This window comes from Acinetobacter sp. SFD (assembly GCF_001647575.1).
Classification (GTDB): Bacteria; Pseudomonadota; Gammaproteobacteria; order Pseudomonadales; family Moraxellaceae; genus Acinetobacter; species Acinetobacter pecorum.
The window spans coordinates 636,117-662,779 of record NZ_LSZJ01000001.1; the positions used below are offsets into that span (position 1 = coordinate 636,117).

27 protein-coding genes and 2 tRNA genes are annotated in these 26,663 nt (G+C 44.8%); 9 read left to right on the top strand and 20 right to left on the bottom strand.

The window, feature by feature from the left end; all coding sequences use genetic code 11:
• Positions 1-12: 12 nt before the first annotated feature.
• From AY605_RS03030 to AY605_RS03075, 10 genes are all read right to left on the bottom strand, one after another.
• Positions 13-867, bottom strand: coding sequence for a type II secretion system protein N (locus tag AY605_RS03030; protein WP_064094982.1), 855 nt, complete (start codon positions 865-867; stop codon positions 13-15).
• Entirely contained in the window at positions 867-1,610 is a 744-nt protein-coding gene (gene gspN, locus AY605_RS03035; protein ID WP_064094983.1) for a type II secretion system protein N, read from the bottom strand. Before gspN ends, AY605_RS03030 begins: the two co-directional genes overlap by 1 nt.
• A gap of 182 nt (positions 1,611-1,792) precedes the next feature.
• The gene (locus AY605_RS03040; RefSeq protein WP_064094984.1) at positions 1,793-2,116 is read right to left on the bottom strand and encodes an H-NS family nucleoid-associated regulatory protein; all 324 of its coding nucleotides are present in this window, start codon (positions 2,114-2,116) and stop codon (positions 1,793-1,795) included.
• 143 nt (positions 2,117-2,259) lie between these two features.
• On the bottom strand, positions 2,260-2,688 hold the full coding sequence (locus tag AY605_RS03045) for an acyl-CoA thioesterase (protein ID WP_064094985.1): 429 nt from the start codon (positions 2,686-2,688) through the stop codon (positions 2,260-2,262).
• A gap of 8 nt (positions 2,689-2,696) precedes the next feature.
• Positions 2,697-3,890 (bottom strand): hypothetical protein, encoded by a 1,194-nt coding sequence (locus tag AY605_RS03050; protein WP_064094986.1) that lies wholly within the window; start codon positions 3,888-3,890, stop codon positions 2,697-2,699.
• A 6-nt stretch (positions 3,891-3,896) separates the two neighbouring features.
• Positions 3,897-4,736: a hypothetical protein gene (locus AY605_RS03055; RefSeq protein WP_064094987.1), complete on the bottom strand. Its 840-nt coding sequence runs from the start codon at positions 4,734-4,736 to the stop codon at positions 3,897-3,899.
• The gene (locus AY605_RS03060) at positions 4,733-5,512 is read right to left on the bottom strand and encodes a uroporphyrinogen-III synthase (RefSeq protein ID WP_064094988.1); all 780 of its coding nucleotides are present in this window, start codon (positions 5,510-5,512) and stop codon (positions 4,733-4,735) included. Before AY605_RS03060 ends, AY605_RS03055 begins: the two co-directional genes overlap by 4 nt.
• A complete protein-coding gene (hemC, locus tag AY605_RS03065) occupies positions 5,512-6,435 on the bottom strand; it encodes a hydroxymethylbilane synthase (RefSeq protein WP_064094989.1) in 924 nt (307 codons plus the stop codon). Before hemC ends, AY605_RS03060 begins: the two co-directional genes overlap by 1 nt.
• 108 nt (positions 6,436-6,543) lie before the next feature.
• Complete coding sequence (locus AY605_RS03070; protein ID WP_064094990.1) at positions 6,544-7,284, bottom strand: LytR/AlgR family response regulator transcription factor; 741 nt, start codon at positions 7,282-7,284, stop codon at positions 6,544-6,546.
• A 69-nt stretch (positions 7,285-7,353) separates the two neighbouring features.
• Complete coding sequence (locus tag AY605_RS03075; protein WP_064094991.1) at positions 7,354-8,508, bottom strand: sensor histidine kinase; 1,155 nt, start codon at positions 8,506-8,508, stop codon at positions 7,354-7,356.
• On the opposite strand from AY605_RS03075, the gene argH reads away from it, so the two are divergent.
• Positions 8,499-9,929 carry an argininosuccinate lyase gene (argH, locus tag AY605_RS03080; RefSeq protein WP_171254891.1) on the top strand — a complete coding sequence of 477 codons (1,431 nt, stop codon included), beginning with the start codon at positions 8,499-8,501 and terminating at the stop codon, positions 9,927-9,929. The two genes, AY605_RS03075 and argH, sit on opposite strands and share 10 nt — an antisense overlap.
• Before the next feature lie 11 nt (positions 9,930-9,940).
• Positions 9,941-10,213: an oxidative damage protection protein gene (locus AY605_RS03085; protein WP_064094993.1), complete on the top strand. Its 273-nt coding sequence runs from the start codon at positions 9,941-9,943 to the stop codon at positions 10,211-10,213.
• Between the two features lie 865 nt (positions 10,214-11,078).
• Here the strand turns inward: AY605_RS03085 and pgsA are convergent.
• From pgsA to uvrC, 3 genes are all read right to left on the bottom strand, one after another.
• Complete coding sequence (pgsA, locus tag AY605_RS03090) at positions 11,079-11,666, bottom strand: CDP-diacylglycerol--glycerol-3-phosphate 3-phosphatidyltransferase (protein WP_064094994.1); 588 nt, start codon at positions 11,664-11,666, stop codon at positions 11,079-11,081.
• A 107-nt stretch (positions 11,667-11,773) separates the two neighbouring features.
• Positions 11,774-12,568 (bottom strand): thioesterase family protein, encoded by a 795-nt coding sequence (locus AY605_RS03095; protein WP_064094995.1) that lies wholly within the window; start codon positions 12,566-12,568, stop codon positions 11,774-11,776.
• Positions 12,569-12,683: 115 nt separating this feature from the next.
• Complete coding sequence (gene uvrC, locus AY605_RS03100) at positions 12,684-14,483, bottom strand: excinuclease ABC subunit UvrC (protein WP_064094996.1); 1,800 nt, start codon at positions 14,481-14,483, stop codon at positions 12,684-12,686.
• 225 nt (positions 14,484-14,708) lie between these two features.
• Between uvrC and AY605_RS03105 the strand changes: the two genes are divergently transcribed.
• A complete protein-coding gene (locus AY605_RS03105; protein ID WP_064094997.1) occupies positions 14,709-15,770 on the top strand; it encodes an AAA family ATPase in 1,062 nt (353 codons plus the stop codon).
• Here the strand turns inward: AY605_RS03105 and AY605_RS03110 are convergent.
• On the bottom strand, positions 15,767-16,201 hold the full coding sequence (locus tag AY605_RS03110; protein WP_064094998.1) for a PH domain-containing protein: 435 nt from the start codon (positions 16,199-16,201) through the stop codon (positions 15,767-15,769). The two genes, AY605_RS03105 and AY605_RS03110, sit on opposite strands and share 4 nt — an antisense overlap.
• A 586-nt stretch (positions 16,202-16,787) precedes the next feature.
• Between AY605_RS03110 and fadB the strand changes: the two genes are divergently transcribed.
• The 3 genes from fadB to AY605_RS03125 all read left to right on the top strand — a co-directional run bounded on the left by fadB (position 16,788) and on the right by AY605_RS03125 (position 20,828).
• Positions 16,788-18,938: a fatty acid oxidation complex subunit alpha FadB gene (gene fadB, locus AY605_RS03115; protein ID WP_064094999.1), complete on the top strand. Its 2,151-nt coding sequence runs from the start codon at positions 16,788-16,790 to the stop codon at positions 18,936-18,938.
• 12 nt (positions 18,939-18,950) lie between these two features.
• Complete coding sequence (fadA, locus tag AY605_RS03120; protein ID WP_064095000.1) at positions 18,951-20,123, top strand: acetyl-CoA C-acyltransferase FadA; 1,173 nt, start codon at positions 18,951-18,953, stop codon at positions 20,121-20,123.
• 324 nt (positions 20,124-20,447) lie between these two features.
• A complete protein-coding gene (locus tag AY605_RS03125; protein ID WP_064095001.1) occupies positions 20,448-20,828 on the top strand; it encodes a hypothetical protein in 381 nt (126 codons plus the stop codon).
• A 90-nt stretch (positions 20,829-20,918) separates the two neighbouring features.
• On the opposite strand, the gene tehB is transcribed toward AY605_RS03125, so the two are convergent.
• The 6 genes from tehB to AY605_RS03155 all read right to left on the bottom strand — a co-directional run bounded on the left by tehB (position 20,919) and on the right by AY605_RS03155 (position 24,591).
• Entirely contained in the window at positions 20,919-21,785 is an 867-nt protein-coding gene (gene tehB, locus AY605_RS03130) for an SAM-dependent methyltransferase TehB (RefSeq protein WP_064095002.1), read from the bottom strand.
• 240 nt (positions 21,786-22,025) lie between these two features.
• A complete protein-coding gene (locus AY605_RS03135) occupies positions 22,026-22,775 on the bottom strand; it encodes a hypothetical protein (protein ID WP_064095003.1) in 750 nt (249 codons plus the stop codon).
• 218 nt (positions 22,776-22,993) lie between these two features.
• Entirely contained in the window at positions 22,994-23,500 is a 507-nt protein-coding gene (locus tag AY605_RS03140) for a hypothetical protein (RefSeq protein WP_064095004.1), read from the bottom strand.
• A gap of 220 nt (positions 23,501-23,720) precedes the next feature.
• Positions 23,721-23,796, bottom strand: a tRNA-Phe gene (locus AY605_RS03145).
• 137 nt (positions 23,797-23,933) lie between these two features.
• Positions 23,934-24,009: transfer RNA gene (locus AY605_RS03150), tRNA-Phe, on the bottom strand.
• A 204-nt stretch (positions 24,010-24,213) separates the two neighbouring features.
• Positions 24,214-24,591: a GNAT family N-acetyltransferase gene (locus AY605_RS03155; RefSeq protein WP_064095005.1), complete on the bottom strand. Its 378-nt coding sequence runs from the start codon at positions 24,589-24,591 to the stop codon at positions 24,214-24,216.
• 96 nt (positions 24,592-24,687) lie between these two features.
• Between AY605_RS03155 and hisB the strand changes: the two genes are divergently transcribed.
• The 3 genes from hisB (at position 24,688) to AY605_RS03170 (ending at position 26,599) form a co-directional block, all read left to right on the top strand.
• A complete protein-coding gene (gene hisB / locus AY605_RS03160) occupies positions 24,688-25,281 on the top strand; it encodes an imidazoleglycerol-phosphate dehydratase HisB (RefSeq protein ID WP_005095198.1) in 594 nt (197 codons plus the stop codon).
• On the top strand, positions 25,281-25,898 hold the full coding sequence (gene hisH, locus AY605_RS03165) for an imidazole glycerol phosphate synthase subunit HisH (protein WP_064095006.1): 618 nt from the start codon (positions 25,281-25,283) through the stop codon (positions 25,896-25,898). Before hisB ends, hisH begins: the two co-directional genes overlap by 1 nt.
• Before the next feature lie 167 nt (positions 25,899-26,065).
• Complete coding sequence (locus AY605_RS03170) at positions 26,066-26,599, top strand: DUF805 domain-containing protein (RefSeq protein WP_064095007.1); 534 nt, start codon at positions 26,066-26,068, stop codon at positions 26,597-26,599.
• Positions 26,600-26,663 lie beyond the last annotated feature (64 nt).

Consider the following 26,663-nt stretch of genomic DNA (forward strand, 5'->3'; position numbering starts at 1 on the left):
TGTGATGACACATCACTTAAAATCTTGTTGTATGGTCATCACCTGATCACCACGTTTTATTTCGAGTTTAGCCTGACCTTCGCGTCGGGCCTGTTCCAGTAATTGTGCTTCTGTCTGTCCTTGGCTTAAGGTTTGACCATTCAGAGACAATATCCGGTCTCCAGGTCTCAAGCCCAGCCGATTACGCAGTGCGGCCGGTGTGCGGGCCGTCACCTCATACCCGCCTTCCGATGCATTTACCCCCATATTCTGTAAATACTGTTCGCGGTTTTCCTGCATCTGCTGGATTGCCCGACCAATTTCATTCTGAGGGGAAACAGTATTTTCCTGTCCTGCACCGCCGCCAGCCGGAGGACTCATAGCAGGAGCTGCTTGAGTTTCAGGGATCACAGGCTGATTCAGACCATTTTCCAGCCCTTTAAAGAAAACTTCATGCGTCGCTCCGCCAGAACGGCGCAGCACTACCCGATCCCAGTACACCTCAGCCAGTTCCAAGCCACTGTTGCCCAGCTGATCTCCTACCCGGTACAGCTCCGCCTGATCATTGATCTTGATGACCGCAGACGAGTTATAACGTGGATTAGCGACCACCACACCTTGTAAAATGATATTCGCAGCTTCCACCACGACTACACTTTGCACACTTTCCTGAAACAGGGAAAAAGCACCGATATTCGGTATTTGCGGCTGTTGTGAGCCCAGCTCGACCCGCTCCAGCTGCATCGCCTGTGGAGGAGCCACCAACAACCAGAACAGTGCAGCCAGCTTCCAGCACAAATACAGGATCAGCAGCAGTAAAACCACAGGTGCAGCACGATTTACCTGTTTAAGGTCAATATTTTTTAAAGCTTCAAGTGAAACTGCCATCAGTTAATGCCTCCCATAAGAGGCTGACGGGTACTAATCACAAAAGTATCCAGTCCTGCTTTACCCTGATAGGATGGGGCATTCAATAAAAAGCGCTGGGTAAGCTGGATATCCAGCATCATGCCGGGATCAAGCTTGATATTCAGCATACGTTGCTCACGGCTGTCGCGAACATCGAGTAGCAACTGTCCATTTTCATCGGTCAATGTGCCGGTCAACGCGGGGATGTTTATGCGCTCCTGGCGCTGGGCAAAGGTATAAATCAGCTCGCCACCCGCCCATTGCATTTGTCCGGCCACCTGACTAAAACCCTGCTGTGGCTTATATTTAAAATCCAGATCTTTGAGTTGAATTGCAGTGCTTGGCCATTGCCAGTCCGCAATTTTTTTTAAGGTTTCAGCAGCAACCTGCCCTTCAAGATTTTTCACAATAAAAGATTTATTCAGACCATAGGCCATAATCCCGGAAAGCTGAGTATTGCCACTATGTATATCCACATGTGCCCCAACTCGCAGCAACAGTAAATCCAGAGGCCGCACTTTCCAGTTCAGACTGCCCCGAAGATTACCTTTTTTCCAGTCCGCACTTCCCTGCCAGATATTTCCGTTTACATTATGCAAGGTCTGGTTATTTTTATAAAATTTTGAAATTAACCAGGCCGCTGGCACTTGTAATACAACAAAAACAAAAAATGCAACAAGAGCAAGGATCAACCATCTTAAAGTTTTCGGTTTATTGCTCATCCCCACCACGACCAATCACTCAAGTCCAAATCCTCATTTATAATTTTTTCCTTATACCTACACATTATGCACACTTTTCTCCTAACGCCAATTCATAGATATAAAAAAACCAAGCAGGGATGCTTGGTTTAATTATCATAGTCTGTCTGTATGACAGACTAATGACGAGATCAGATAGAAGCTTAGATCAGGAAATCGTCCAGCTTTGCACCTTTTTCCAGCTCTGCCACCAACCAGCGCGGTTGTTTACCACGGCCAGTCCAGGTGTCATCCGGATTGGTTTTGCTACGATAACGTGGTTCGACCGACTTGCGTGATGATTTCTTACGTTTAGATGCACCAAATTCCAGTAACTGTTCAACAGTCATACCAACTTTCTCGGCAACTGCCAAGATTTGCTGATAAGCATCTTCAATTTCCTGATCTTTTTTTGAAGCAATAAGTGATTCTGCTTCTGCTTGTAAACGTTTTAACTCTTCTACTGATAAATGAGTAATATCTGGCATAAGGCTCTCCGAAAAATAATATTATTCGTTTTGTTAAATAATAACCCATCATATTTATATTAAATAAAACATTCAATATAAAATCTTGAGGCAACAACAATAAAGTTTAAAAAAAATTACAAATCAAAATAATTCATTCATTTTTAGATTTTATGTTGAACAGTTAATTCAATTGCTTTGATCTTTTCACGAATATAATCTGGAATTGGAGTTTTCTGCATGGTTATTTTATCCACGCAAACAATCACTGCTTCAGAAGTAGCCACAATACCCTGCTGTTTTTCACTCCATAATAGATATTGCATTCTGACTGCACTATTTCGGATTTCTTCAATACGCGCTGCAATTTTCAAATGATCAGGAAAAACCACGGGGCTTAAATAACGGCACTGATTTGAAGCGACGACTGTAATTACTGATCCATTGTTTAAATCCAATAAATTCAAATATACCAGGCGGGCACTTTCGACATAGCGGTAATACATGGCATTATTGACATGTCCCAAGGCATCCATATCACCCCATGCTATAGTTTGCTCATAAATGACTGGATATTGGTCTAATTCCGACATTATTATTTTCAAGTCTTAATTTCTATAAAGTTTACATTGGATTCAAATACTGCATTCAGCTGCTGCAGTAAGTCCTCCCGATCCTGCAAGGCAGCTTTAATTCTTAAATAACTCATACGAATATCATCGGGATATAAGTCGAGTAGTTGCTGGGCTTGATCTGTATAGCCTGTCGCTTGCAGTACATGCCACTTTGCAAAGCTTAAAATCGGCAATGCCGGATATTTCGCCTCCCAGTACGAAATCTGCTGTGCAATCGCATTATAATCCGGATTTTGCCGTAATAACTGTTGCTGGAACCACAAATAAAAAACATCCTGATTAAACTGCTGCTCCATCAAATGAATTGCAAGCACCTCATGCTCAGCACTCATTTCCGGCATTCTGAATAATAACTTCAACCATAATAATTTTATTGAATAGTCACGATCAAATATTTGCGGTTTTAAATCTAAATAACGTTGCTGTAAATAAAATAAATCTTCCTGTGTGGCTTGATCATAGGCCAGCAATAATTGTTCAAGCCATATTTTTTTTACTTTCTGGTCTAAATGTCCGTATTGGGTCGAGCGTAAATATAACCAGGGAAACTGTATGGCAAATACCCCCCATAACGCAACAAGACGCTGTTCATAGGCTGATTTAACCTGAATTAACCAAGGTGATAATTCATGCTGATTTAAAAACTCTAAATGGGTGAGTGCTTGTTCACCTTGTTGTTGTGATAAATAAATTTCAATCCGCTGCAATTCTGCCAATTCAAATGCCATTGGGCTGGACTGATTCAATGCAGTTAATGCCTCATTATACTGCTGCTGCCCCCAAGATAAACGTGCATCTATAATATGCTTGAGTAAGCCCGATTTACTAAAAGACTGCTGAATAAAATCCCGCTGATCCTGTGCAGCATTTAATAACCAGATAACTGCCAGTTGTTCATAAGGATGTAAGCGGGAAAAATTAAATACTGTTTCCGTCTTACGCTGTTCACGATTGCGATATTGCTTGATGGCATACCAGATGCACTGTATCAGAAAACTTACGCTCACCAGGGATGCGGCCAAAAACCAGACCGTGGTCTGCAGCTGCCATTCACGCCAATATAGATAGACATAGCCAGCCCCATGTCCATAACTGAGGATACTTAGCCCAGCAATGCCAAGTAAGCATATAAATAAATAGGCCTGCAGAATCTGTTTCATAAGCAATTAGCCCACTAGGGTGCGTGTGTTCAACAATGGAATCGGAGTGATCGGTGTCGCCTTGATCTGTTTCAGTTGCTGAATCCATTGCTGGCTCTGCGCATCTGGTAATTGCTCCAAGACCTCAATCACCGCATTCAGCGCCTGCTGAAAAGCAACAGATTGATCTTGCTGCAAGGCACTCTGTGCAATAAGCAAACGTAGCTGGGCTTCTTTAAGTACCAGATGCCGTTGCATCAAGACTGTACTTGGCTGATCTGCAGGTTCGATCTGAATCCAGCGCTGCCAGAAAGAACGTTGAGACACTGGCGGTTGACGATATGGCTGCTGAATTTCCTTTTCAATTTCAGCATCCATCTTCACTAAAACTTCTTTTAATTTGCCTTGCTGCACCAATCGGTTATTCACGAATTTTTTCAGCATGTCCTGATCTTTTGCAATCACTTGCTGCAAACTGCTCACCAAAGCGGGCGCCAGAACATAATCATCCAACTCATTGGATAACTGATTTAATTTTTCAATGGCAGTGGCATATTGTTGCTGTTGCAATGCAAATTCGATCAGGTCCAGATGTTGCTGTACCAAGGCAATATCATTCTGCATTTCAGCCGTTATCGGCTCCCCTACGGATGCTTTTGCTGCAGTGACTCCAGTCTTTTCCTGCTGAGCAGAAATCTGGCGCTTTAAAGCCACGAACTGATCATTAAGCATGGCATTTTGCTGCTGTAACTGACCAATACTCTGCTGCAATTCAGCCTGTGCTGTATTCAGAACATGCAGGTCATAGCTAAGCTTGACGAGCCACGACAAACTTAAGATGAACAATACAATGAATAGTTTCTTCATGCGTTCCCTAATATCAGCCCCATTTTCTGCAAGATTGTGTTTGCGTCTAAATCATCGATTTGTATGAATTGAAAACTTGCCTGATGCTGCTGTTGATATTCCCCAAGAATAGCGGCCAAACGTGGCCCCAAAACCAAATAACAGGCTCGCTGTATAAACTCCGCATCCTTTTGCAGGAGTGTCAGCCAGTTTAACCAGCTCGCTTCACTGGTGATCAGCACTGCAAAATGTTGCTGTGCCTCAAGCAATCCCAGGTTCCCTGCCAGAATTTTGGCTGCCGTTTCAGGACATTGCCGCCGGTACAAAATAAAGTTTAAAACTTTAATATTGCTGGCACGTAAATGATCCATCATAAATTGACGACCACCCTCTCCGCGCCAGAAAGCCACACTCGAGCCAACAGCCAGCTGTTTCAGCACCGGCAATTGCAACATACCTTCCGAGGTTTCAACTTCTGGTACATCGCTGTGAATACCGTATCTCGCTAGTGCCTGTTCAGTGGCCTTACCCACCGCAACCCAATGTACCTGCCCCAGAGCCGATAACTCAACGCCCGCCTGTTGCAAATATTGCATGCCAATTTTGGCTGCCGTCGGACTGACTACTACAATAATCTGTACCTGTTCCAGCTGCTGATACAAGTGCAACAGCTCATCGGAATAAGGCATGGCATGCAGCTCGAGCAGAGGCAATTCTAAAACAGCAACCTGCGCTGCCTGTAACTGCTGGGTCAAGCTTATAGCACGGTCACTGGGGCGGGTATTAATCAATAACATCAGTTTGAATAAATTGTTTTGAGCAACTCGCCAGCCCCTTGGTCAAGCAAGTCTTTTGCCAGCTGTATCCCCAATTGTTCAGCATCCGCAATTTTCCCAGTCTGCTGTGCTCGAAGCAAAACTGCTCCATCGATACTGCCTACACGACCTTCGATTGAAATCACACCCTCTTTGAGCGTGGCATAACCTGCAATCGGCACCTGACATCCGCCTTCCAGATAGGCATTAAAGGCACGTTCGGCACGTACGCAAGCATCTGTATCTGCATGCAGGAGTGGCTGAATCAAGTCCAGCACTGCCTGATCATGAGTACGACATTCCAGGCCCAGCGCACCTTGACCCACGGCCGGCAAACTGATTTCAGGTGTCAGGGTATGACGAATACGTTCTGCCAGACCTAAGCGTTTTAAACCGGCACTGGCCAGAATAATCGCATCATAATGACCTGCATCCAGTTTGGATAAACGCGTGCCGACATTACCGCGTAAATCGATAATGTCCAGATCTGGGCGCTGTTTTAAAATCTGGGTTTTACGGCGCAAACTTGAGGTTCCCACTTTGGCACCATGTGGTAGTTCATCAAAGCTGGCATAAGTATTCGACACAAAAGCATCCAGTGGATCTTCACGTTCACAGATCACCGCCAGACTTAAGCCTTGCGGCAAAGCCATCGGAACATCTTTCATGGAATGTACGGCGAGATCTGCACGACCATCCAGTAAGGCGGCTTCTAATTCTTTTACAAACAGTCCTTTTCCACCAATTTTGGCCAGTGGCGTATCGAGAATTTTATCGCCCTGTGTAACAAAAGTGACTAACTCGACCTGCAAACCAGCGTGCAAATCTTGTAGGCGCGCACGGATGTGTTCCGCTTGCCAAAGCGCAAGTGGACTTTGTCGAGTTGCAATTTTTAGGGTCTTCATAAATTTCAATAGCAGTTAATGAGAACAATAGTCTAAACTTAACCTGCTCACTTGAAAATGCAAGTGAATTTATACAAGTTTCAACTGAATGCTCTTACTTGCCCCCTGCTAAAGCTTTTGAATCCGGTCTCTTAAGAACGGCAAATGTCGCCGGCTTACTGCTAAACGGTCGTCCAGTTCACGACAACGTACCTGATACTGACCTGAACTAACCACTTCCAGACCATCCAGATAATGCACCGAGATCAAGGCATTACGATGAATCCGGATAAACTGGTCCCCAAACTCCTGCTCTAGCTCCTTTAAGGTTTCATCAATCAGTACACTGCCATTTTTATGACGTACAGTGACATATTTCTGATCTGCCAGAAAATAATAGATATTTTCAACTGGCACCAATTCCACACCACGATAGGTCTTTGCCGCAATCTGCTGGCGGCTGATATTAATTTCTTCCATATTTTCTTTTTGTTTTAGTTGGCTCATTTGAGCTTGGGTAAGTTTAGTTAAGTGCTCTAAAACCTGTGCCAATTCCTGTTGCATCACCGGTTTAAGCAAATAGCCTTCGGCATTTGATTTAAATGCATCCAGCGCATGTTGGTCATAAGCCGTACAAAAGACAATGGCCGGCATTGGATCCAGTTGACGCAAATGTTGCGCACAAGCCAGTCCATTCATTTCAGGCATTTGAATATCTAATAAAATGACATCGGGTTCGTACTGGTGAGCCAGATCAATCGCCTCACGACCATGGCTTGCTGTCGCCACCACATCATGCCCCAGCTGAGAGACCAACCGTGATAAACGCTCGACGGCCAGAGGCTCATCATCACAAATCAGGATGTCCATTTCTCCTCCTTCCCCAGTTAACATTATCAAATCAATGATAAAGCCAACTGCGATTTCTTTGATTTATTTTTATTTATATTGATATCGCACTACCGTCGTAAACATCCCTTCGCCGGCAAAGGTCTGAAAAGTCACACTGGATCCGTAATAAGCTTGCAGACGCTGTCTGACATTTTCTATTGCAATACCATGTCCCTTTTTTAAAGTTTTATTATCCTGTGCATAAGGGTTGGTTATGATGATATTAATTTGATTTTGCAATATTTCAACCAATATGCTTATGGTACTCTTTGTGAGAATTTTTTCAACTCCATGGAAAATACTATTTTCTAGCAAAGGTTGTAAAGTTAATAATGGAATTTGAACTTGTGAGTATAAGTCTTTGTTTTCTAACTTCCATTCTACCTGTAAGCGTTCACCTAGACGGATCTGCTCAATCTCCAGATAACGCTGGCACAGATCAATTTCCTCCTGCAGGCTGACCAGTTTTAACTCCTGAAAACTGGCGCGAAACAGCCGTGACAAATTCAACAGCATGTGCTCGGCTTTATCCGGATCAATACTGATCAGGCTGAGCACACTGTTCATGCTGTTAAACAGAAAATGCGGCTGAATCCGCGCCTGCATGGCCTGAATCCGGGCATTCAGCTCACTATGTTGTTGCTGCTCCCATTGCTCACGCAAATAAAGATAGCGAAAACAGAAAGTTCCCAGCAAAATCCCCAGACTTAAATGGAGTCCGACCTGATCCAGAACAATTGCCAGGTTTAAATCCTGAAAATTAAAATTCTGCCCAAAATGTATCAAAATATTCAGATTCACTGTGGTCAGCAGCACAATTGCCTGTAACAGTAAAAATCCGGAAATTAACGCCAGCTTAATGCCCATACGCTGAAAGGCTTGATGGAACAATTCTACCAATGCTGCAAAACATAACAGCACCCAGTTGATATACAGGATATATTGCAGCAGGTGCATTCCATTCAAAGCCTGCCAAGACTGTGCTTCTGCGAGTGCTAAAATCATGGCCAGAATATTGCCGCCAACAAAGAGTTCCAGCAAATAGTGCAAATTGCCGATCTGGCTAAAAAAATAGGAATTTTGCGTTTGTTCGTTCATCGATGCGAAAGATTGAGCAGATGTGACTTCGGCAATGGGCTTTGAATTTGTTATACTCTTTTTCGTTCTACTGCTTTTAATCTGATTGAGCCGACATGACCACATCTTCTAATTCCTCTAATCCATCACACGCCCAGACTTCGGGTATGTGGGGCGGTCGTTTCTCTGAAGCGACTGATGCTTTTGTTGCTGAATTTACAGCATCTGTTCAATTTGACCAACGTTTTTATAAACAAGATATTGCAGGCTCGATTGCGCATGCAACCATGCTGGCAAAAGTGGGCGTACTGACCGATCAAGAACGCGATGACATTATTGAAGGTCTGACTGCAATTCAAGCCGATATTGAAGCAGGCAAATTCGAATGGCGCATTGATTTAGAAGATGTACACATGAACATTGAGTCACGCCTGACTCAGCGTATCGGTATTACTGGTAAAAAATTGCATACTGGTCGTAGCCGTAATGACCAGGTAGCCACGGATATCCGTCTTTATGTGCGTGATGAAATTGATACGATCTTAGAATTACTGAAAAAATTACAAAAAGGTATTTTAAGCCTGGCAGCTAAAAACACCGACACCATCATGCCAGGGTTTACTCATTTGCAAACTGCACAGCCAGTAACTTTTGGCCATCATCTCATGGCCTGGTTTGAAATGCTGGTACGTGATTCAGAGCGTTTGATTGATTGCCGTAAGCGTGTCAACCGTATGCCGCTTGGTTCTGCTGCACTTGCGGGAACGACTTATCCAATTGACCGTGCTTATACTGCTGAACTGCTAGGTTTTGAAGCGGTTGCTGAAAATTCTTTAGATGCAGTATCGGATCGTGACTTTGCAATTGAATTTAATGCTGCTGCATCTTTAATCATGATGCACTTGTCACGTATGTCTGAAGAACTGATTCTATGGACTTCGGCGCAGTTCAAATTCGTCAACATTCCAGATCGCTTCTGTACTGGCTCTTCCATCATGCCGCAGAAGAAAAACCCGGATGTACCTGAACTGGTACGTGGTAAAACCGGTCGTGTCTATGGCGATTTGATGAGCCTGCTAACTTTAATGAAAGGCCAGCCGCTAGCCTATAACAAAGACAATCAGGAAGATAAAGAACCATTGTTTGATGCCATTGATACCGTTCGCGGTTCACTCATGGCATTTGCCGACATGATTCCTGCGCTGGTTCCAAACATTACCGAAATGCGCGAAGCAGCATTACGTGGTTTCTCAACTGCGACTGATCTGGCTGATTATCTCGTGAAAAACGGCGTGGCTTTCCGTGATGCACACGAGATTGTAGGTAAAGCGGTTGCACTCGGCGTTCAGGAAGGTAAAGATCTCTCTGAACTTAGCCTTGAGCAACTGCAACAGTTCTCTGACCTGATTCAGGCAGACGTATTTGAAAAGGCCCTAACCCTTGAAGCCTCGGTGAATGCCCGTAATCACATTGGTGGTACTGCACCTGCCCAGGTGGAAGCTGCGATTGCACGTGCTTACACTCGCCTAGAAAACCTTTACGCTTAAGGAAGACCGATATGTCTCGACAAGTATTTTGCCGTAAGTATCAACAAGAAATGGAAGGCTTAGACTTTGCACCCTTTCCGGGGCCAAAGGGTCAGGAACTGTTTGATAACGTGTCGAAACAGGCTTGGCAAGAATGGCTAAAACACCAGACCACGCTGATTAATGAAAAGCGTTTAAATGTGTTTGAACCTGATGCGAAAAAGTTTCTTGAAGAACAGCGTGAAAAGTTCTTTAACAATGATGAATCATTGGAAAAAGCCGAAGGTCTGAAGCCTGAGGCGTGATTTAGCGGAGCACTGCTCCGCCACGCCGCAAGACAAGTAGCTATGCTGTGCGTAGGCTTTAATTTAAAAGAATCCCTCATCTTTGGGGGATTCTTTTTTATATGTTGCTTTAAAAATTACGCAAGACAAGCGCTGAAAGCGCGCGTAGGCGTTAATCAAAAAAGAGTCTCTTTTGAGACTCTTTTTTATTCTTAACATGGCCTTTTTTTCTATAAACCAGGCGAAGTGCCCAGTATTAACAGTTAAAAAATCCTGTTACAGGCTTTTTTCTCTTGATCTCCAGACTACTCCGCTCCCCACAATATCAACCTTCAAAATGTATGTAGGCTTTACGCTGGAAAGATTATCTTTTCAGACTTTTACTTATTCTAGAGGCTTTGCACTGGCATGAACTGGAATATTAAGAATAGGTTAATAAAAGCACACTAAAGAAGTTATTCCTTTAGTACTGAATTTTGCTTATCCCTCTTATCTGCTTTGTAATGATGGGCCAAGAACTGAATTAGCCAAAAGCATTTTTACCTACTCTATCTGCTTAAGATAGTCAGCCACTATCCTGCTGAAAAACATTCAGATTTGTATCAAAATTAGAAATTGTAAATTCAATATACAGAGCAATCACAAAACACAACAATCTGCTACAAGAAGTCATATGATTTTGAAAAACTGGCTCTCTATAATGAGTCCTAAGAAGATGAGACATCTTTGAATAACTATAATAATAAGTAATAAATACCCCGATTTAATCCCAGTCCTTCCCCCAAAGGCTGGGTATTTTTTTACCTGTGATTTGTCCATTTTTTACTGATTCATACCCATAAAAAAAGCCCCTTTTCCAGGAGCTTTTTTATTTGGATTATTTCAATTAAGGCTGTTTCAGATATGGCCAAGCCGCTTTCAGATAAATAAACATTGACCATAAAGTGAGGACAACTGCTGTATATAGCAAGGCATATGCCAGTATTTCCAGCGGTGGCCAGTTCAGCAGGAATACGGTAATGGCGATCATCTGGAACGCTGTTTTGTATTTTCCAACAGTTGAAACCGCAACATTGGTCCGTGCACCCAATTCTGCCATCCATTCACGCAAGGCTGAAACAGTAATTTCACGGGAAATAATTACAATCGCAGCAAAAGCCATCGACATGGAAGGCTGCCATTGCACCAGTACAATCAGTGCAGCCGCCACCATTAATTTATCTGCAACCGGATCGAGAAACCGCCCAAAAGCGGAAGTCTGATTTAATGTACGTGCCAGATAGCCATCAAACCAGTCCGTTACCGCAGCCACCACAAAGATCGTGGTTAAAATGATATGCCGCGTCATATCGGGGTTATGAGCATCAAAGCCCATTGCAGGTGGCCAGTAAGCCACCAATAAAAATACCGGAATAAGAGCGATACGCGCCAAGGTCAAGATATTTGGAATATTCAGGATACGACCTGTAGTCATAGACACCGCCAATTGTTCCCCTCATGTACGATGAAAATGCACACTTTTTTAGAGGTTTGATCCATCATTAATAGGCTTCACTTTATACGAATTGACCGAAAGTGTCACTAGGCAAACACCGTCACTGTTTGTCTTGCCATCGCAATCAGGCGATTTTCGGTATCCCACAGACAAGCATGTTCTGTCGCATAACCATCTGCAGCATGATCAGTAAATACTTTATATTTAAACCAATCATGCAATTGGTGTTGCACCGGATGCACATACGTCACGGTCCAGGTCAAGCTACTTGCAGGTGCCATTTTTTTAAACATCGGTAACACCCCGGGTGGCCAGATATCAAAAATAGCCATCAGGTCTGCGACCAGAAATTCACGGTTACGATGCTTTTCGGGATGAAAACGGCACCAGCCGCTAAAGTCTGGACGAGGGCTGCCACTACAGGGCAGATTGACATCCGCCCAGGCAATTTCAAAATGGTTATAACAGTCTGGCATGCCATAACCCGCAGGAATCTGAAACAACTGCTCTGGCGCAGCAAAGTCAGGAGCTTGGGCTTGTTGCTGCACCTGAATGGCGGAATCCCGGGAAATTCCAAAACTGGCAACCAGAATACTTTGCACGGCATCATCCTGCCATAAACGTACTTCAATAGTCGTCACAGATTTACCCTGCCGCAGGATTTCAGCCGTCAACCGTACTTTGGCTTGCTGAATCGGGCCGACAAAGGTCACGCTACAACTCAGCAGATGCTTGGCAGGATCATTGATCTGTGTAACCGCTTTTTGCATCATCATCGCGGCAGCCAGACCACCATACAGGGTACGGCCCTGTAACCATCCCTGTGGAAATTCCACCCATTCCTGTTCGGCAATTTGTGCATAAAGTGCATGCAAAGACATGTTGGTCCCTCAGTAAGTCTTGATGCTTAGTATATTGGGCAAAATTCATCAGGTTGTGAATGTCACGTGACCCAAGCGTCAATGCGCACTTTGGCCCTTGCATTTAAGTCACGCGTCATTCATGCAGTACTTTATAAATCATTCTGGCCATGACTGAACCCAGTCCCGGCACCATTTGCAGATCTTTTTCTGAGGCTTTCAGCACCCCTTGAATTCCGCCAAAATGAGTCAGCAGGTCACGACGGCGTTTTGGTCCCAGCCCCGGAATGACTTCCAACACTGATGAACCCCGTTTCTTGTCACGTTTGGCACGGTGCTTGGTAATCGCAAAACGGTGTGCTTCATCACGCACCTGCTGAATCAGATGCAGCGCCTTATGATCCTCCGGTAATTGAATTTTACTGCCATCGGTAAAGTGCAGGGTTTCCAGACCGGGCTTACGTCCCTCACCTTTGGACACACCAACCATAAAAGCATCCAGTCCCAGTTCCTGCATAACTTCCATCGCCATGTGCAATTGCCCCTTGCCACCATCAATCAGCAGCAAGTCTGGCAACAGGGCTTTTTTATAACGACGGGTCAGCGCCTGACGCATGGCAGCATAATCATCGCCCGCCTGAATATCCTGAATGGAAAACTGGCGATAATCGCGCTTGCGCGCGCCACCACTATCAAAGACCACACAGGACGCCACGGTATCTTCGCCCATGGTATGTGAAATATCGAAGCACTCGATCCGGTCTACAGGACGGCCGACCACCTGCTCCAGCTGATGAAAACGCTCATTTAATTCTATATGATTGGCTAGCTTGCCCTGAATCGCGTGCTGTACATTCATCTGCGCCAGTTCCAGCCATTCGGCCCGGGTTTCGCGGACTTTAGACTTGATCTGGATTTTCTTGCCAAAATGCTGCGACAGTGCTGCTTCCAGTTCCTTACGATCAGCCACTTCCAGATTGACAATCAGTTCAGCCGGGATTTCATCTGCCACCTGAAAATAAAAATTGGCAATAAAATCGGCCAGCATTTGCCCCAGGTCATCACTAAGCATATCCGGGAAATAACTTTTCCCACCCAGCATTTTACCGTTGCGCACATGCATGATCTGCACACAGGTCACTCCGGCCTGATAAGCAATCGACAGGATATCGGCTTCGCCTTTGAGCTTATAAATCGCCTGCTGTGACTGTACCTCTCTTAACAGCGCCATCCGGTCCCGATAGAACACCGCTTTTTCAAATTCCAGCGCTTCAGCGGCCGCTTCCATTTTTGCGATCAGTTCCTGATTCAGCTCCTTGGTATCACCCTGCAAAAAGCGGATCGAGTTATCGACATCTGCCTTATAGTCTTCCGGAGAAATAAATCCGACACAGGGCGCAGAGCAGCGTTTGATCTGGTATTGCAGACATGGCCGGGTCCGGTTGGCAAAAAAACTGTTTTCACAGGAACGCACATTGAACAGTTTTTGCAGCACCACCAGAGTATCCCGTGCCGTATAAGCACTCGGATAAGGTCCAAAAAACTTGCCCACCTGGTGCTTGCCCTTGCCACGTCCACTGGCTAAACGCGGATAGGGTTTATCTGCCGAAACAAAAATATAGACATAAGATTTGTCATCACGCAGCATGATGTTATACGGTGGATGATGCAGCTTGATCAGGTTCTGTTCCAGCAACAAGGCTTCAGTTTCAGAACGTACCACCAGGGTCTGGATATCATAAATCCGTGCCACCAAGGCCTGGGTTTTGGGATGATCCAGCGTTTTGACAAAATAGCTGGAGACCCGGTTTTTCAGGTTTTTGGCTTTACCCACATACAATAATTCGCCGTCTTTGCCATACATCCGGTAGACCCCGGGCAGGCTGGTCATATTCGCCAGGATTTTTTCAATATGGGGGCGTGCGTTTTCGTTCACCTAAAGCCTATTTTTCACCTACAATCTGCAGATATATGTGATGATTGTTGCGTCATTTTCAAGCAAAAACACAAAATTCCCCTGAAGCTGCCACCTAATCTTAAAGTTCCTGTCAGGTTATCCCCCCAATCTATAATCCTCACGACATAAACTGATTGTTAAAAGCTATAAATTTCAACCTTTAACTTTGTTATGCTCAAAAAGTCTAGTTTTGAGATGATTCGCATGACCATGCAGCAATCGGACATTCATATTGTTCAACCCTCCACTTCCACCCATCACCTGTCTGAACGTGATCGTCTGATTGGCAAACCGCGTTTTCATTTCGAGCCAAATAATGTAATGCAGCTGCTACGTGAACGGATTATTGGGCAGGATGCAGCCCTGAATGAAATTGAAAAAATGCTGCATGTGGTCAAGGCAGATTTTTCCAGTCCGGATCGCCCTTTGTCGGTGACCTTGATGCTGGGCCCTACTGGCGTCGGTAAAACTGAAACCGTACGTCTGATTGCCGAAGCGATCTATGGCCGCCCGGATGCCTTTTGCCGGATTGATATGAATACTCTGGCACAGGAACATTATGCAGCGGCTTTGACCGGTGCACCGCCGGGTTATGTCGGCTCCAAGGAAGGTCACAGCCTGTTTGATGAAACTGCGATTGCCGGCAGTCATACCCGGCCCGGCATCATGCTGTTTGATGAACTGGAAAAAGCCAGTAACGAAGTGATTCGCGGCTTGATGAACGTGCTGGATACTGGCCGGCTGACCTTGACAGCGGGCACTAAAACTATCGATTTTCGCAACTGCATGGTCTTTATGACCAGCAATGTCGGTGCACAGGCAGCGCAGCAATATCTGGACAAACTCAGTTACCTGCCACAGAAAATGCAGGCCTTGTGTTTAAAACGGGTGCCCACCCAGCGCATCATTGAAAAAGTCATGCAGCGTAAATTTGATCCCGAGTTTCTGAACCGGATTGACCGCAGTCTACATTATCAGGCGGTACAGCATGATGCCCTGCCACGTCTGGTCGAAATTGAACTGGATAAACTGAACAAGCGCTTGCAACATCAGCAACGCAGCGTGCATTTAAGCGCTTCAGCCAAAGCCTATTTCTATCAGGGTCATGATATCCGTTACGGCGCCCGGCATTTGGGCCGCAAGATGCGTACCGAACTGGAGCCAATTCTGGCGCTGTCTTTTTTAAACCAGCCCGAGCAATTGAGCCTGCACCTGGACTGTATTAAGGCACAGCTTGTGGTTGTACCTGAGCAGGCAAAAGCTTAACTAAGGTAGACTCTCTCTCCGTTTTTATTTGGTTGGAGGGCCTGCATAAAAGTAGTCTGATTTTTGGGTGAAACCAATATAAATTTCTGCACGCCCGCATCCGTATAGTCAATCCGTAGACGCTTTAAGGACAAGGCTGGTGCAATAATAGAGTGCTCGGTGGGCTGAATGGATTGGATTGCACTTAACGGAATCTTCCAGCTTAACCACAGGCTTTTTATGGTCAATACCCCATTGTCCACCAAATAGCGCGTACTCCACAGCGGCCACCACAGGATAATAATAGTCAGAATATACACAGCGGTATGCAGCGGATACTGCTGCATGGTCCCTTTGGCCTGCATGGTAAACAGCAGTTGCAGCAGCAGGCCACTCATACAAATCACAAAAGCCAGCAACCACCAGTCTTTTTTAGAACGAAACACGTGCATCGATATCCCCCATATCCAGGTGCAGGATCATCATAAACAATTCCGGCACAGATGACAGGGCCTGGATCTGGAAGGATGAAAATTATTTCAATCCAGATATCGTTTGAGCCGTGATCTTCCTGGCTACTTTCAGCAAATTCCTGTAACCGGAAATGAGATACGGCAGTTTTATTTGTGCCGATAGAAAAATCTCGACCACTACCTGAAAGCCCTGCAATCAGCCAGATTCGGCGAGAAAAATCCTGTGCTCAAGACTGAAATTGACTAAATTGACGCAGCTTAGCGAGATGCTTGCCTTGAAAATCAGGCATTCTGCTCCATATCAGTCAGGCTGATCAATGAAAAATAATGAATTGAAACAGAATCTTTGGTTCATCGGGCTATAAGAAACTGAAAGGAAAAATTATAACCGGTCGGATCAAGCCGGCAGAAATTGATGACCATTGCGTCACGGCTTGATACAACTTGTTATGTTCTTTTTGGATATAGTTATCGTAAGATTAGCGAAGTCAAAAAGTGCGCGGGACATGCGCACTTGCTTCACAACATCAACTTAGAAGTCCTCCAAAATAAAGGAGATCAGGGCATGATCCACGCTGGCAATGCCATTACCGTCCAAATGCTTGAGGACGGGATTGCAGAATTCCGCTTTGACTTACAAGGTGAGTCCGTTAACAAATTCAACCGTGCAACGATTGAAGATTTCAAGGCTGCGATTGACGCAGTTTCCGCAGCAGACATTCAGGGTTTAATCGTTACTTCAGGTAAATCTACATTTATTGTAGGTGCTGATATCACTGAATTCGGCGACAACTTTGCTCAGGGTGAACAAGCGATTGTTGACTGGGCAATGCCAGTACATGAAATTTTTAACAGCTTCGAAGACCTCGACATTCCTAAAGTGGCGGCCATTAACGGCATGGCACTGGGTGGCGGTTTCGAAATGTGCCTGGTATGTGACTACCGTGTCATGTCAGAACAAGCGCAAGTAGGCCTGCCTGAAATCAAGCTGGGTATCTTCCCGGGCTTCGGTGGTACAGTACGTTTAAGCCGTCTGATCGGTATCGATAACGCGGTAGAATGGATGGCAATGGCCAATCCTAAAAAACCTGCTGCTGCGCTGAAAGATGGTGCAGTCGATGCAGTGGTTGCTGCAGACAAATTGAAAGATGCTGCGATTGACCTGGTGAAACAGGCGATTCATGGCCGTTTAGACTGGCAGAACAAGCGTCAGGAAAAACTTGATCCGGTTAGACTGAGTCCGATCGAACAGATGATGGCGTTTAATTCATCTAAAGGTATGGTGCTGGCCAAAGCCAACCCGGCTCAATATCCTGCGCCAAAATTACTACTGGATTCATTACAAGCAGGTGCTAGCCTGCATCGTGATGACGCGCTAAAAGCTGAAGCTGAAGGTTTTGCTAAAGCCGCAGTCACACCACAGGCAGGTGCATTAATCGGTTTGTTCCTGAACGACCAGGTGGTGAAGAAAACTTCCAAGAAATATGAACAAGGTGCACATCCCGTGAACCAGGCGGCCGTTCTCGGCGCAGGTATCATGGGTGGCGGTATTGCTTACCAGGCAGCAAGCAAAGGCACGCCGATCATCATGAAAGACATCGGTAACCCGCAACTTGCCTTGGGTATGTCTGAAGCGAACAAACTGCTGACCAAGCAGGTTGAACGCAAGAAAATGAAACCGGCACAAATGGGTGAAACCCTTGCTCGCATCCGTCCTACTTTAAGCTATGACGAGTTTAAAGAAGTTGACATCGTGATCGAAGCAGTGACTGAGAACCCGAAAGTCAAAGGCATCGTACTGAAAGAAACTGAATCTAAAGTACGTGACAACACTATTATTGCGTCTAACACCTCGACGATTTCAATCACGCGTCTGGCTGAAAATCTGGAACGTCCTGAAAACTTCGTGGGCATGCACTTCTTTAACCCGGTACACATGATGCCACTGGTTGAAGTGATTCGTGGCGAGAAAACTTCTGCTGAAGCGATTGCAACGACTGTCGTGCTTGCACAGAAAATGGGTAAAACGCCAATCGTGGTCAATGACTGCCCGGGCTTCCTGGTGAACCGCGTACTGTTCCCTTACTTCGGTGCATTTGACCTGTTACTTAAAGATGGTGCTGACTTCCAGCAAATCGACAAAGTCATGGAAAAATTCGGCTGGCCAATGGGTCCTGCCTACTTGATGGACGTTGTCGGTATCGACACGGGCGTGCATGGTGCAGAAGTCATGGCTGAAGGCTTCCCGGATCGCATGAAACCTGATTACAAAGGTTCGATCCAGGTGATGTATGAAAACAACCGTCTTGGTCAGAAGAACGACGTTGGTTTCTACAAGTATGAACTTGACCGTAAAGGCAAAAAAGCCAAAGTGGTTGATCCAACTGCATATGAGCTTGTGGCATCTGTTGCAACTGCGGAAAAACGTGAGTTTGACGCTCAGGAAATCATTGACCGCATGATGCTGGCTTTCTGTAATGAAACTGTTCGCTGCCTGGAAGACAATATCGTGGCAACACCTGCTGAAGCAGATATGGCAATGATCATGGGTGTTGGTTTCCCTCCATTCCGTGGTGGTCCATGCCGTTACATCGATCAAACCGGTGTAGCTGAGTATGTGGCACTTTGCAATAAATATGCACACCTTGGTAAAGCTTATGAAGCGCCAGAAATGTTGCGTGAAATGGCTGCTAACAACAAAAAATTCTACGGTTAAGGAGCAACGTGAATGGCTACTTTAAATCCACGTGACGTTGTCATCGTTGATGGCGTGCGTTCAGCAATGGGTAAATCCAAAAACGGCATGTTCCGCAATGTACGTGCCGACTCAATGTCTGCTGAGCTTGTCCGTGCCCTGTTGGTACGTAACGAATTCGACCCGAATGAAGTTGAAGACGTCATCTGGGGCTGTGTGAACCAAACCCTAGAACAAGGTATGAATATTGCCCGTAATATCGCATTACTGGCAGACTTGCCGAAGACTGTTGCAGGTCAAACGGTAAACCGTCTTTGTGGTTCGTCTATGCAGGCGATTCACACTGCGGCTGCGCAAATTGCGACGAACCAGGGTGATATCTTCATCATCGGTGGTGTTGAGCACATGGGCCATGTTGGCATGATGCACGGTATCGACCTGAACCCTGAAGCGTCTAAGCATTATGCTAAGGCGTCGAACATGATGGGTCTGACTGCTGAAATGTTGGGTCGTATGAACGGCATTACCCGTGAAGAACAGGATGCGTTTGGTGTGGAATCTCACCGCCGTGCCTGGGCTGCGACTGAAAATGGTCTGTTCGAGAACGAGATTGTTGGTATTGAAGGTCACAATGCAGATGGCTACAAAATGCTGTGTGATATCGATGAAGTGATCCGTCCGGATGCCAATATCGAAACCTTCCGTGCTTTACGCCCAGTCTTTGATCCGAAAGGCGGTACAGTGACTGCAGCAACCTCTTCAGCCTTGTCTGACGGTGCATCTGCCATGCTGCTGATGTCTGCTGAACGTGCTCAAGCTTTAGGTCTTAAACCACGTGCTGTGATTCGCTCTATGGCAGTTGCAGGTTGTGATGCTGCGATCATGGGTTACGGTCCGGTTCCAGCAACACACAAAGCACTTAAACGTGCTGGTCTTAAAATTGAAGACATGCAAACGGTTGAGTTAAACGAAGCATTTGCGGCACAAGGCTTGTCTGTTCTTAAAGGTTTAGGTCTGTATGACAAGCAAGACATCGTAAACTTAAACGGTGGCGCGATTGCATTGGGTCACCCATTGGGTTGTTCTGGTGCGCGTATCACAACAACGTTGTTAAACGTAATGGAACAACAAGATACGCAAATCGGTCTTGCGACGATGTGTATCGGCCTTGGCCAAGGTATTGCAACAGTGATCGAACGTGTTTAATTTTTAAATACCTCGATAAAAGAAACCCCGCTTAGTGCGGGGTTTTTTATTAAAAGAAATTCTAAATTATCAGTGCTATAAGCTAGCTATGATTTCTAATTGGTTTTATAAAAATAACTTAAGCCGTATGAATGATTTCGGAGGCCACCGAAATGTACCTGAACCAACTTATCAAGTTCTTTTGAACTTGTACCTTTCTAAGCAATGTTATCCCTTTGTAATTTCAGTTGAATAATCAACCAATAAAATCCTATTTATGAATCACTTAAATTTTATATATGTATGATCAAGCCTCTTTTTTCCTATTTCCTTAAAAGGATTTATATGAACATGCTTAAAACAATGATCGCGACTGCAATCTTAGCGACTTCTGCATCTGCAATGGCAACTGAAGCTCAAGTTACACCAGCAACTGTTGTAACTAAAACAACCCAAACTGTTGCTAAAGAAACTGCTGCACCTGTACAAGCAAAAGTTGAAGCTGCTCAAGCGACTGTTGCTGCAACTCAACAAGCGGCTGAAACTAAAGCTGAAGCAGTAAAAACAGAAGCGACAACTCAAGTAGAAACAGCTCAAGCTACAGCAGAACAACACGTTGAAGCTGCGCAAACTGAAGCAGTAGAAACCAAAGACGCTGCTGCTGAAAAAGCAGAAGTAAAAGCTGAGAAAAAAGGCTGGTTCTCTTGGTTTAAAAAAGCGGCTTAGTATTTTTTTAAGCATAAAAAAGATGTCAGCCTGACATCTTTTTTTGTTTTGGATGATTTAATTCAGGAATTTAAAAAAATCCTCAATCTTCTATTCAACCTTCTGCGCTAGCATGGTGGCAAAGTGCTGTTTAATCCGATGACCCTGTTCATCCACCCGATGCAGTTCGCCAACATTCTCATTGTATTTGATCAGCTTCCACCCTTCGTACAGCTCGCTTAACTGACCCGGTTTAAAACTAAATGGAAAGTCTGGCTGTACCGGAATATCGTCTGTATCCATGGCACAGACAATCAGGTTATAACCACCCGGAACTGTCGCCTGCTGCATTTGTGCAATCAGCGGCGGAATGGTTTTTGCCTCAAGGAACATCATCACTACAGTACAGTAGATAAAGTCATATTGGCCTGTAATACTGGTATCCGTGTTGAGATCGCGACGCTGCGCCTGAATATGCTCAATCTGCTCCGTCTGCACAATTTGTCTTAAGGTTTGCAAACTGTTTTCATTGACATCCCAGGCATCTACTTTAAAGCCGTTCTGGCTTAAATAAAGCGCATTACGTCCTGTACCACAGCCGATATCCAGGGCACGACCACCCTTTAAATAGGGCATGGCGGCCAATACTTCAGAATGGGTAGGATTCAAATGATATTTCTTGCTGAAATAATCATCAGGCCGGCAATAAAAACGCAGCTGGCATTCGGCATCCTCACTGGCAGAGACAATTTTGTGCCATACCTCAGGCTCAATAAATGGCGGTTGCTGCTCTGGAGTAAACACATGCTCGGATTGCACCTCGCCAGATTGGTCCAGCATGGCAAAATGTACCTTACCTTTTAAGACGGTCAGTTTTGCCCAGGTGCCTGCTTTGGTATTGTGCTTATTTTTGAAACCCTGAGGAATACTCTGCTGTGTCCAGACCGGAAACTCCTTATAACATTTCAGTTCTTGCATGATTGACTTCCCTCCACTTAGCCCATATGCCACCTTTTATTGTTTAAGCAGCGGCTGTTACTTTCGAGCATAGACTGTTGATGCCGGAATTAAAATCATGCTTATGTACGCTGTGTCCATACAATAGCAAGATGAGGACTATCCAGAAAATAAAAAAAGCTGCCTGGATTTGACAGCTTCAATTCAGTAACCCGTATTGAGCAGTGGATGACAGTAATCTGGCCGACCATCCAAGACAGGTCATAACTTGTTTTCTACTGCTTTCTGGTTAGCGCTCGCGACTTGTTGCATCTGCTTGTTCAGGTCCAGAATTTCCTTGTACAGCGCATTAAACTCTTTCACCGCTTTATCGTCATAGAACATAAACATGTTATTTTTCTTTTGCCATTTATACTTTTTTAAGACTGCAAATAAAGCATCTGCCTTGGCTAAATTCTGTTTTTCGATTTCGAAAATGACATGCGCATTACTATTTTGCTGACTATCTTTCAGATTCTGGGTCAGTTGCTGGCGATAACGGTTTTTAATATCCAGTTGCTGTGCCTTGTCGATCAGCTCAGCATCACGTTGCTGGATTTTCTGCTGATAGATGTCCATAATTTGATGGACTTGCTTAAGCATGGCTTCAGTTTCTTTATAATCTTGGGTCTGGTCCTTGGCCAAGCGGTTAATATCCAGAAAATTCTGCCAGTTGGCCGCTTTTAGATCCCGTAGATACTGGTTACGTTCCTCGGCACTGTCACGCAATTGCCCCAGCATAAATTCGGCCATAATGGCATAGTCGCCCTCCAGACGGTCATCTTCCAGCTCGATCTGAATCGGTTTAGACCAGTCCTGTGCCTGCTGTGCAATGCTTTCGGTTTTTTCTTCTAGTACTGTTTCATATTCCAGCAGCTCGGCCTGATGTTTTTGCTGGACAGAATGCTGATAAAACAGCCCAATAAAAATTGCCAGTGTCACAGCAGCTAAAATCATAAAAACACGCGGCATGTACACGCTCCAGTTCTATCCGTCAGATCTTGTAGACTTCTATCCACTATGCTTATTTTTTAGACACAATTCAAGATGTTCAATTTTTCCAGCAATATTTAACTATGAAGATAAAACACCGATTTGGCAGGAAATTTATTTCAACTTCCTGCTTGTTTTTGATCTTTAGTTGCTGCTACACAAGCCCGCAACTAGTAAAGTCCAATGCCGGGCACGGCTTACCTGGAAGGAGATGGCAGTGAAAGATTAAGCTGGTTCCGGTAGGAATTAAACTGCTCACGGGCAATCTGGACGGTGGTGGCATCGCGATTAATACCAAAAGGTTGCAACACCACATACAGCCCATTTCGTGGATCTGAAGACAATAAGCCCTGTGCTACAGCCAGCACATATTCTTGGAAGATCACAGGCAGGCTGTCCAGATCTGGAGGAGCAGGTGCACGCATGACATCAATATTTGCGACAAAATCAGCATCGACGCTATAAGACTGGATATCACGTTCAATTTCCATCAGGCGCATTTGCAAGGCCTGTTGTTGAGCTGCATCTTCTTGGTAAGGCACAACTTCAATCACCGCACGCAGTTCAGGTTCTGCCATTACGGTAAGCATAGGCAGTATCACGGAATCAGATTCACTCGTAGAGCCAGCATGACCTAATAACGGTAAAGTCAAAGCCATACAGGTGGCTATCAGGCTTCGTATTATGGGTTTCAGGAGATTCATCATATTCACCCTCGTTTGGAAAAGGGAAAGCATCTGACTGAAAGCTTACAAATAATACCAGCGCCTATTGTTAAGTTTGATAAACGGTAAATGACGAATAAAAACAGCTTAAACTAAAAAAGAAGGAATTAAAAAGACTGAAAAATTAGGAAAAATCTTGATATGACTTTAGTGCGGACAAAAAAAATCCCCAAACATGGTTTGAGGATTTTTTTGAATATGGTGGCGAGACCCAGGATCGAACTGGGGACACACGGATTTTCAATCCGTTGCTCTACCTACTGAGCTATCACGCCGATGCGGTGTATTAAGCCGTATCTGGCTTCATTAGTCAATCAAAATTATGAAAAAAATATTTGAGTGACTGATTTTTGTCCTAAAAAAAATCCCTGATGGGATCAGGGATTGAAAACTTTTAAATCGTTTTAAAATATGGTGGCGAGACCCAGGATCGAACTGGGGACACACGGATTTTCAATCCGTTGCTCTACCTACTGAGCTATCACGCCGATGTCGCGTATTAAACAGTCTCCATTATAAATCGTCAAGAGCGGAGAGAATAATTTTCATCAAATGTTTACTTTTCCATCAACTCCGGTAAATTTGAGTCATAATTCAAACAGTTTTTACCAAAGACCTTAGCAATTAAAACAGATCTAGACGCTTGCTTACATAAAAAAGCAGCCTTAAGGCTGCTTCTGACTGCTCTATCTTTAGATCTTTTCCAGATTGGCCAGACAACGATGAATGGCCCCACAGCCCGGTACAAAATTTTTCACGCCTTTGTCTTCTTCCATGCGACAGACCTCACTCACCAGCCTTTCTGCCACACCCCGACCACGGTTAGCCGGATGCACCACGATATTTTCCAGAATCCGGCTTTCGCCCTGCCCGGTGCACCAGATTGCCCCAATAATTTTGCTATTAAATTCTGCGCTATAAACTGAGGTATACTGTGCAAGGTTTTGCTCTAGTTGTTCCATGGCATCTGACCCGTCGCTAAATTCCGGGCTCGTGTCATACAGTCGCTCAAGCTGGCTGCGCACTTCGTCATTTTCTAAAGAAGTATAAGCATGTACGGTGATAGGCATTGATAAACCCTCCTGAGCAATCTAATATGCGGTGACTTCGTCACGGCGAAAATATTTTCTACATCAATCATTTTGACGTATTTGAGGAACGTGTCTATGACAGATCGTATCAGTGAAGTGGTAAGAAATACCAACGAAACCAAAATTCGAGTTCGTTTGAATCTCGACGGTACTGGTCAAGGCACCTTAAACACGGGTATTCCCTTTTTAGATCATATGATTGATCAAATCAAGCGGCATGGCCTGTTTGATATTGATATTCATTGTGAGGGCGATCTGGAAATTGACGATCATCATACTGTAGAAGACTGCGGTATTACGCTGGGTCAGGCTTTCGCGCAAGCGCTGGGCGATAAAAAAGGCCTGAAACGCTATGGTCATTTCTATGCGCCACTTGATGAATCTTTAAGCCGTGTCGTGGTCGATCTGTCGGGTCGTCCAGGCCTGTTTATGGATATTCCATTTACCCGTGCCATGATCGGCCGTTTTGATGTAGACCTGTTCTCTGAATTCTTCCAGGGCTTTGTGAACCACTCGCTGATGACCGTGCATATCGACAATCTGAAGGGCAAAAACAGCCATCACCAGATCGAAAGCGTATTTAAAGCATTTGCGCGTGCGCTACGTATGGCCTGTGAAGTCGATCCACGTGCTGCCAATACGGTAGCTTCAACCAAAGGTACGCTGTAATGACCCGTATTGCCCTTCTTGATTATGGCATGGGAAATTTGCACTCTGCGGCAAAAGCATTAGAACATGTCGGTGCTACAGTAGATGTGACCAATGATCCAAAACTGATTGCACAAGCAGACAAGATTGTTTTTCCGGGCGTAGGCGCGATGCGTGACTGCATGCAAGGTATGCACGAAGCCGGGATTGATGAAGTGGTACGCAGCGCCGTATTTAACAAGCCGGTACTGGCCATTTGTGTGGGTATGCAAGCCTTGATGCAATATTCTGAAGAGAATGGTGGTACCGATGCACTGGGTATTTTCGAAGGTGCGGTTAAGCATTTTCCGGAAATGGCGGGCTTAAAAGTGCCACATATGGGCTGGAACCAGGTGCATCAGGCCGATCCTGATCATCCGATGTGGAACAATATCGAACAGGACGCGCGTTTTTACTTTGTGCACAGTTACTATGTAGAACCACAAGATTCAGACCTGGTGGCAGCGACTTGTACCTATGGCATTGAGTTCTGTACCGCAATTCATAAAGAAAACCTGTTTGCGACCCAGTTCCATCCGGAAAAGAGCCATACCGCCGGTTTACAGTTATTGAAAAACTTTGTGGATTGGAAGATCTAATCTCAGGATTTTTAAAGTTTCTAAAAAGCTCGCATCTGCGGGCTTTTTTTATTCATTTAGATTAGTTCACTGCCAGAATTCTGACTATTTTTTAGTCATTAAAATTGTTATTATTTTGAAGTAACTCATTATATTTAAAAATAATTAAATTCAGGGGAAATACAATAATGAATCCACACTATCCAAGTAATGGATCAGCTTTAAGCCCAAATGGTCGTTTTGGCCGCTTGTCTTATCTCGGCTGGAACATGCTAATGACCTTTTCGCTCCTGATCATCATTGGGATGATTGCAGCTTTTTCACCTGGCCTATTTATGGATAGCTCTACCCTGGCAGGCTCATCCATGGTTGCAACTGTTCTCATCGGACTCGCTTACTTGGTCATGCTGTATTTTAGTTTTGTTTTTACTATTCGCCGTCTACATGACCGTAATCACACAGGATGGTTATCCTTACTTATCCTCATTCCGCTGGTCAATCTGATTTTTATCCTTTACTTAATTTTTGCCAAAGGGGATGACCGTCCCAACCAATATGGCCCTCGACGCAGCACCCGAACATGGGAAAAGGTTTTAGGCTGGCTCTATTTTTTAATTTTCCCTTTAGCTATTCTGGCTGCGATTGCGCTTCCGGCATATCAAGACTATGTGGCTCAGGCTCAACAGGCGCAGATGGAACAGAGTAGCTATCACACTGACTAATCCTTGTTAAATTTTGCATAAAGCCCATTCTTCATGGGCTTTATTTTTGCCTAGAACAACAAAA

Bases quoted from the DNA above. Each gene is read 5' to 3' on its own strand.
- AY605_RS03055 (WP_064094987.1), bottom strand. From the start codon at position 4,736: ATGAAGAAACTATTCATTGTATTGTTCATCTTAAGTTTGTCGTGGCTC.
- AY605_RS03125 (WP_064095001.1), top strand. From the start codon at position 20,448: ATGAACATGCTTAAAACAATGATCGCGACTGCAATCTTAGCGACTTCT.
- AY605_RS03135 (WP_064095003.1), bottom strand. From the start codon at position 22,775: ATGCCGCGTGTTTTTATGATTTTAGCTGCTGTGACACTGGCAATTTTT.
- AY605_RS03105 (WP_064094997.1), top strand. From the start codon at position 14,709: ATGACCATGCAGCAATCGGACATTCATATTGTTCAACCCTCCACTTCC.
- AY605_RS03095 (WP_064094995.1), bottom strand. From the start codon at position 12,568: ATGTCTTTGCATGCACTTTATGCACAAATTGCCGAACAGGAATGGGTG.
- hemC (WP_064094989.1), bottom strand. From the start codon at position 6,435: ATGAAGACCCTAAAAATTGCAACTCGACAAAGTCCACTTGCGCTTTGG.
- AY605_RS03030 (WP_064094982.1), bottom strand. From the start codon at position 867: ATGGCAGTTTCACTTGAAGCTTTAAAAAATATTGACCTTAAACAGGTA.
- AY605_RS03075 (WP_064094991.1), bottom strand. From the start codon at position 8,508: ATGTGGTCATGTCGGCTCAATCAGATTAAAAGCAGTAGAACGAAAAAG.
- AY605_RS03140 (WP_064095004.1), bottom strand. From the start codon at position 23,500: ATGAATCTCCTGAAACCCATAATACGAAGCCTGATAGCCACCTGTATG.
- AY605_RS03155 (WP_064095005.1), bottom strand. From the start codon at position 24,591: ATGCCTATCACCGTACATGCTTATACTTCTTTAGAAAATGACGAAGTG.
- AY605_RS03110 (WP_064094998.1), bottom strand. From the start codon at position 16,201: ATGCACGTGTTTCGTTCTAAAAAAGACTGGTGGTTGCTGGCTTTTGTG.
- pgsA (WP_064094994.1), bottom strand. From the start codon at position 11,666: ATGACTACAGGTCGTATCCTGAATATTCCAAATATCTTGACCTTGGCG.
- AY605_RS03045 (WP_064094985.1), bottom strand. From the start codon at position 2,688: ATGTCGGAATTAGACCAATATCCAGTCATTTATGAGCAAACTATAGCA.
- AY605_RS03050 (WP_064094986.1), bottom strand. From the start codon at position 3,890: ATGAAACAGATTCTGCAGGCCTATTTATTTATATGCTTACTTGGCATT.
- tehB (WP_064095002.1), bottom strand. From the start codon at position 21,785: ATGCAAGAACTGAAATGTTATAAGGAGTTTCCGGTCTGGACACAGCAG.
- gspN (WP_064094983.1), bottom strand. From the start codon at position 1,610: ATGAGCAATAAACCGAAAACTTTAAGATGGTTGATCCTTGCTCTTGTT.
- AY605_RS03070 (WP_064094990.1), bottom strand. From the start codon at position 7,284: ATGGACATCCTGATTTGTGATGATGAGCCTCTGGCCGTCGAGCGTTTA.
- fadA (WP_064095000.1), top strand. From the start codon at position 18,951: ATGGCTACTTTAAATCCACGTGACGTTGTCATCGTTGATGGCGTGCGT.
- AY605_RS03060 (WP_064094988.1), bottom strand. From the start codon at position 5,512: ATGTTATTGATTAATACCCGCCCCAGTGACCGTGCTATAAGCTTGACC.
- argH (WP_171254891.1), top strand. From the start codon at position 8,499: ATGACCACATCTTCTAATTCCTCTAATCCATCACACGCCCAGACTTCG.
- AY605_RS03040 (WP_064094984.1), bottom strand. From the start codon at position 2,116: ATGCCAGATATTACTCATTTATCAGTAGAAGAGTTAAAACGTTTACAA.
- fadB (WP_064094999.1), top strand. From the start codon at position 16,788: ATGATCCACGCTGGCAATGCCATTACCGTCCAAATGCTTGAGGACGGG.
- hisB (WP_005095198.1), top strand. From the start codon at position 24,688: ATGACAGATCGTATCAGTGAAGTGGTAAGAAATACCAACGAAACCAAA.
- AY605_RS03085 (WP_064094993.1), top strand. From the start codon at position 9,941: ATGTCTCGACAAGTATTTTGCCGTAAGTATCAACAAGAAATGGAAGGC.
- hisH (WP_064095006.1), top strand. From the start codon at position 25,281: ATGACCCGTATTGCCCTTCTTGATTATGGCATGGGAAATTTGCACTCT.
- AY605_RS03170 (WP_064095007.1), top strand. From the start codon at position 26,066: ATGAATCCACACTATCCAAGTAATGGATCAGCTTTAAGCCCAAATGGT.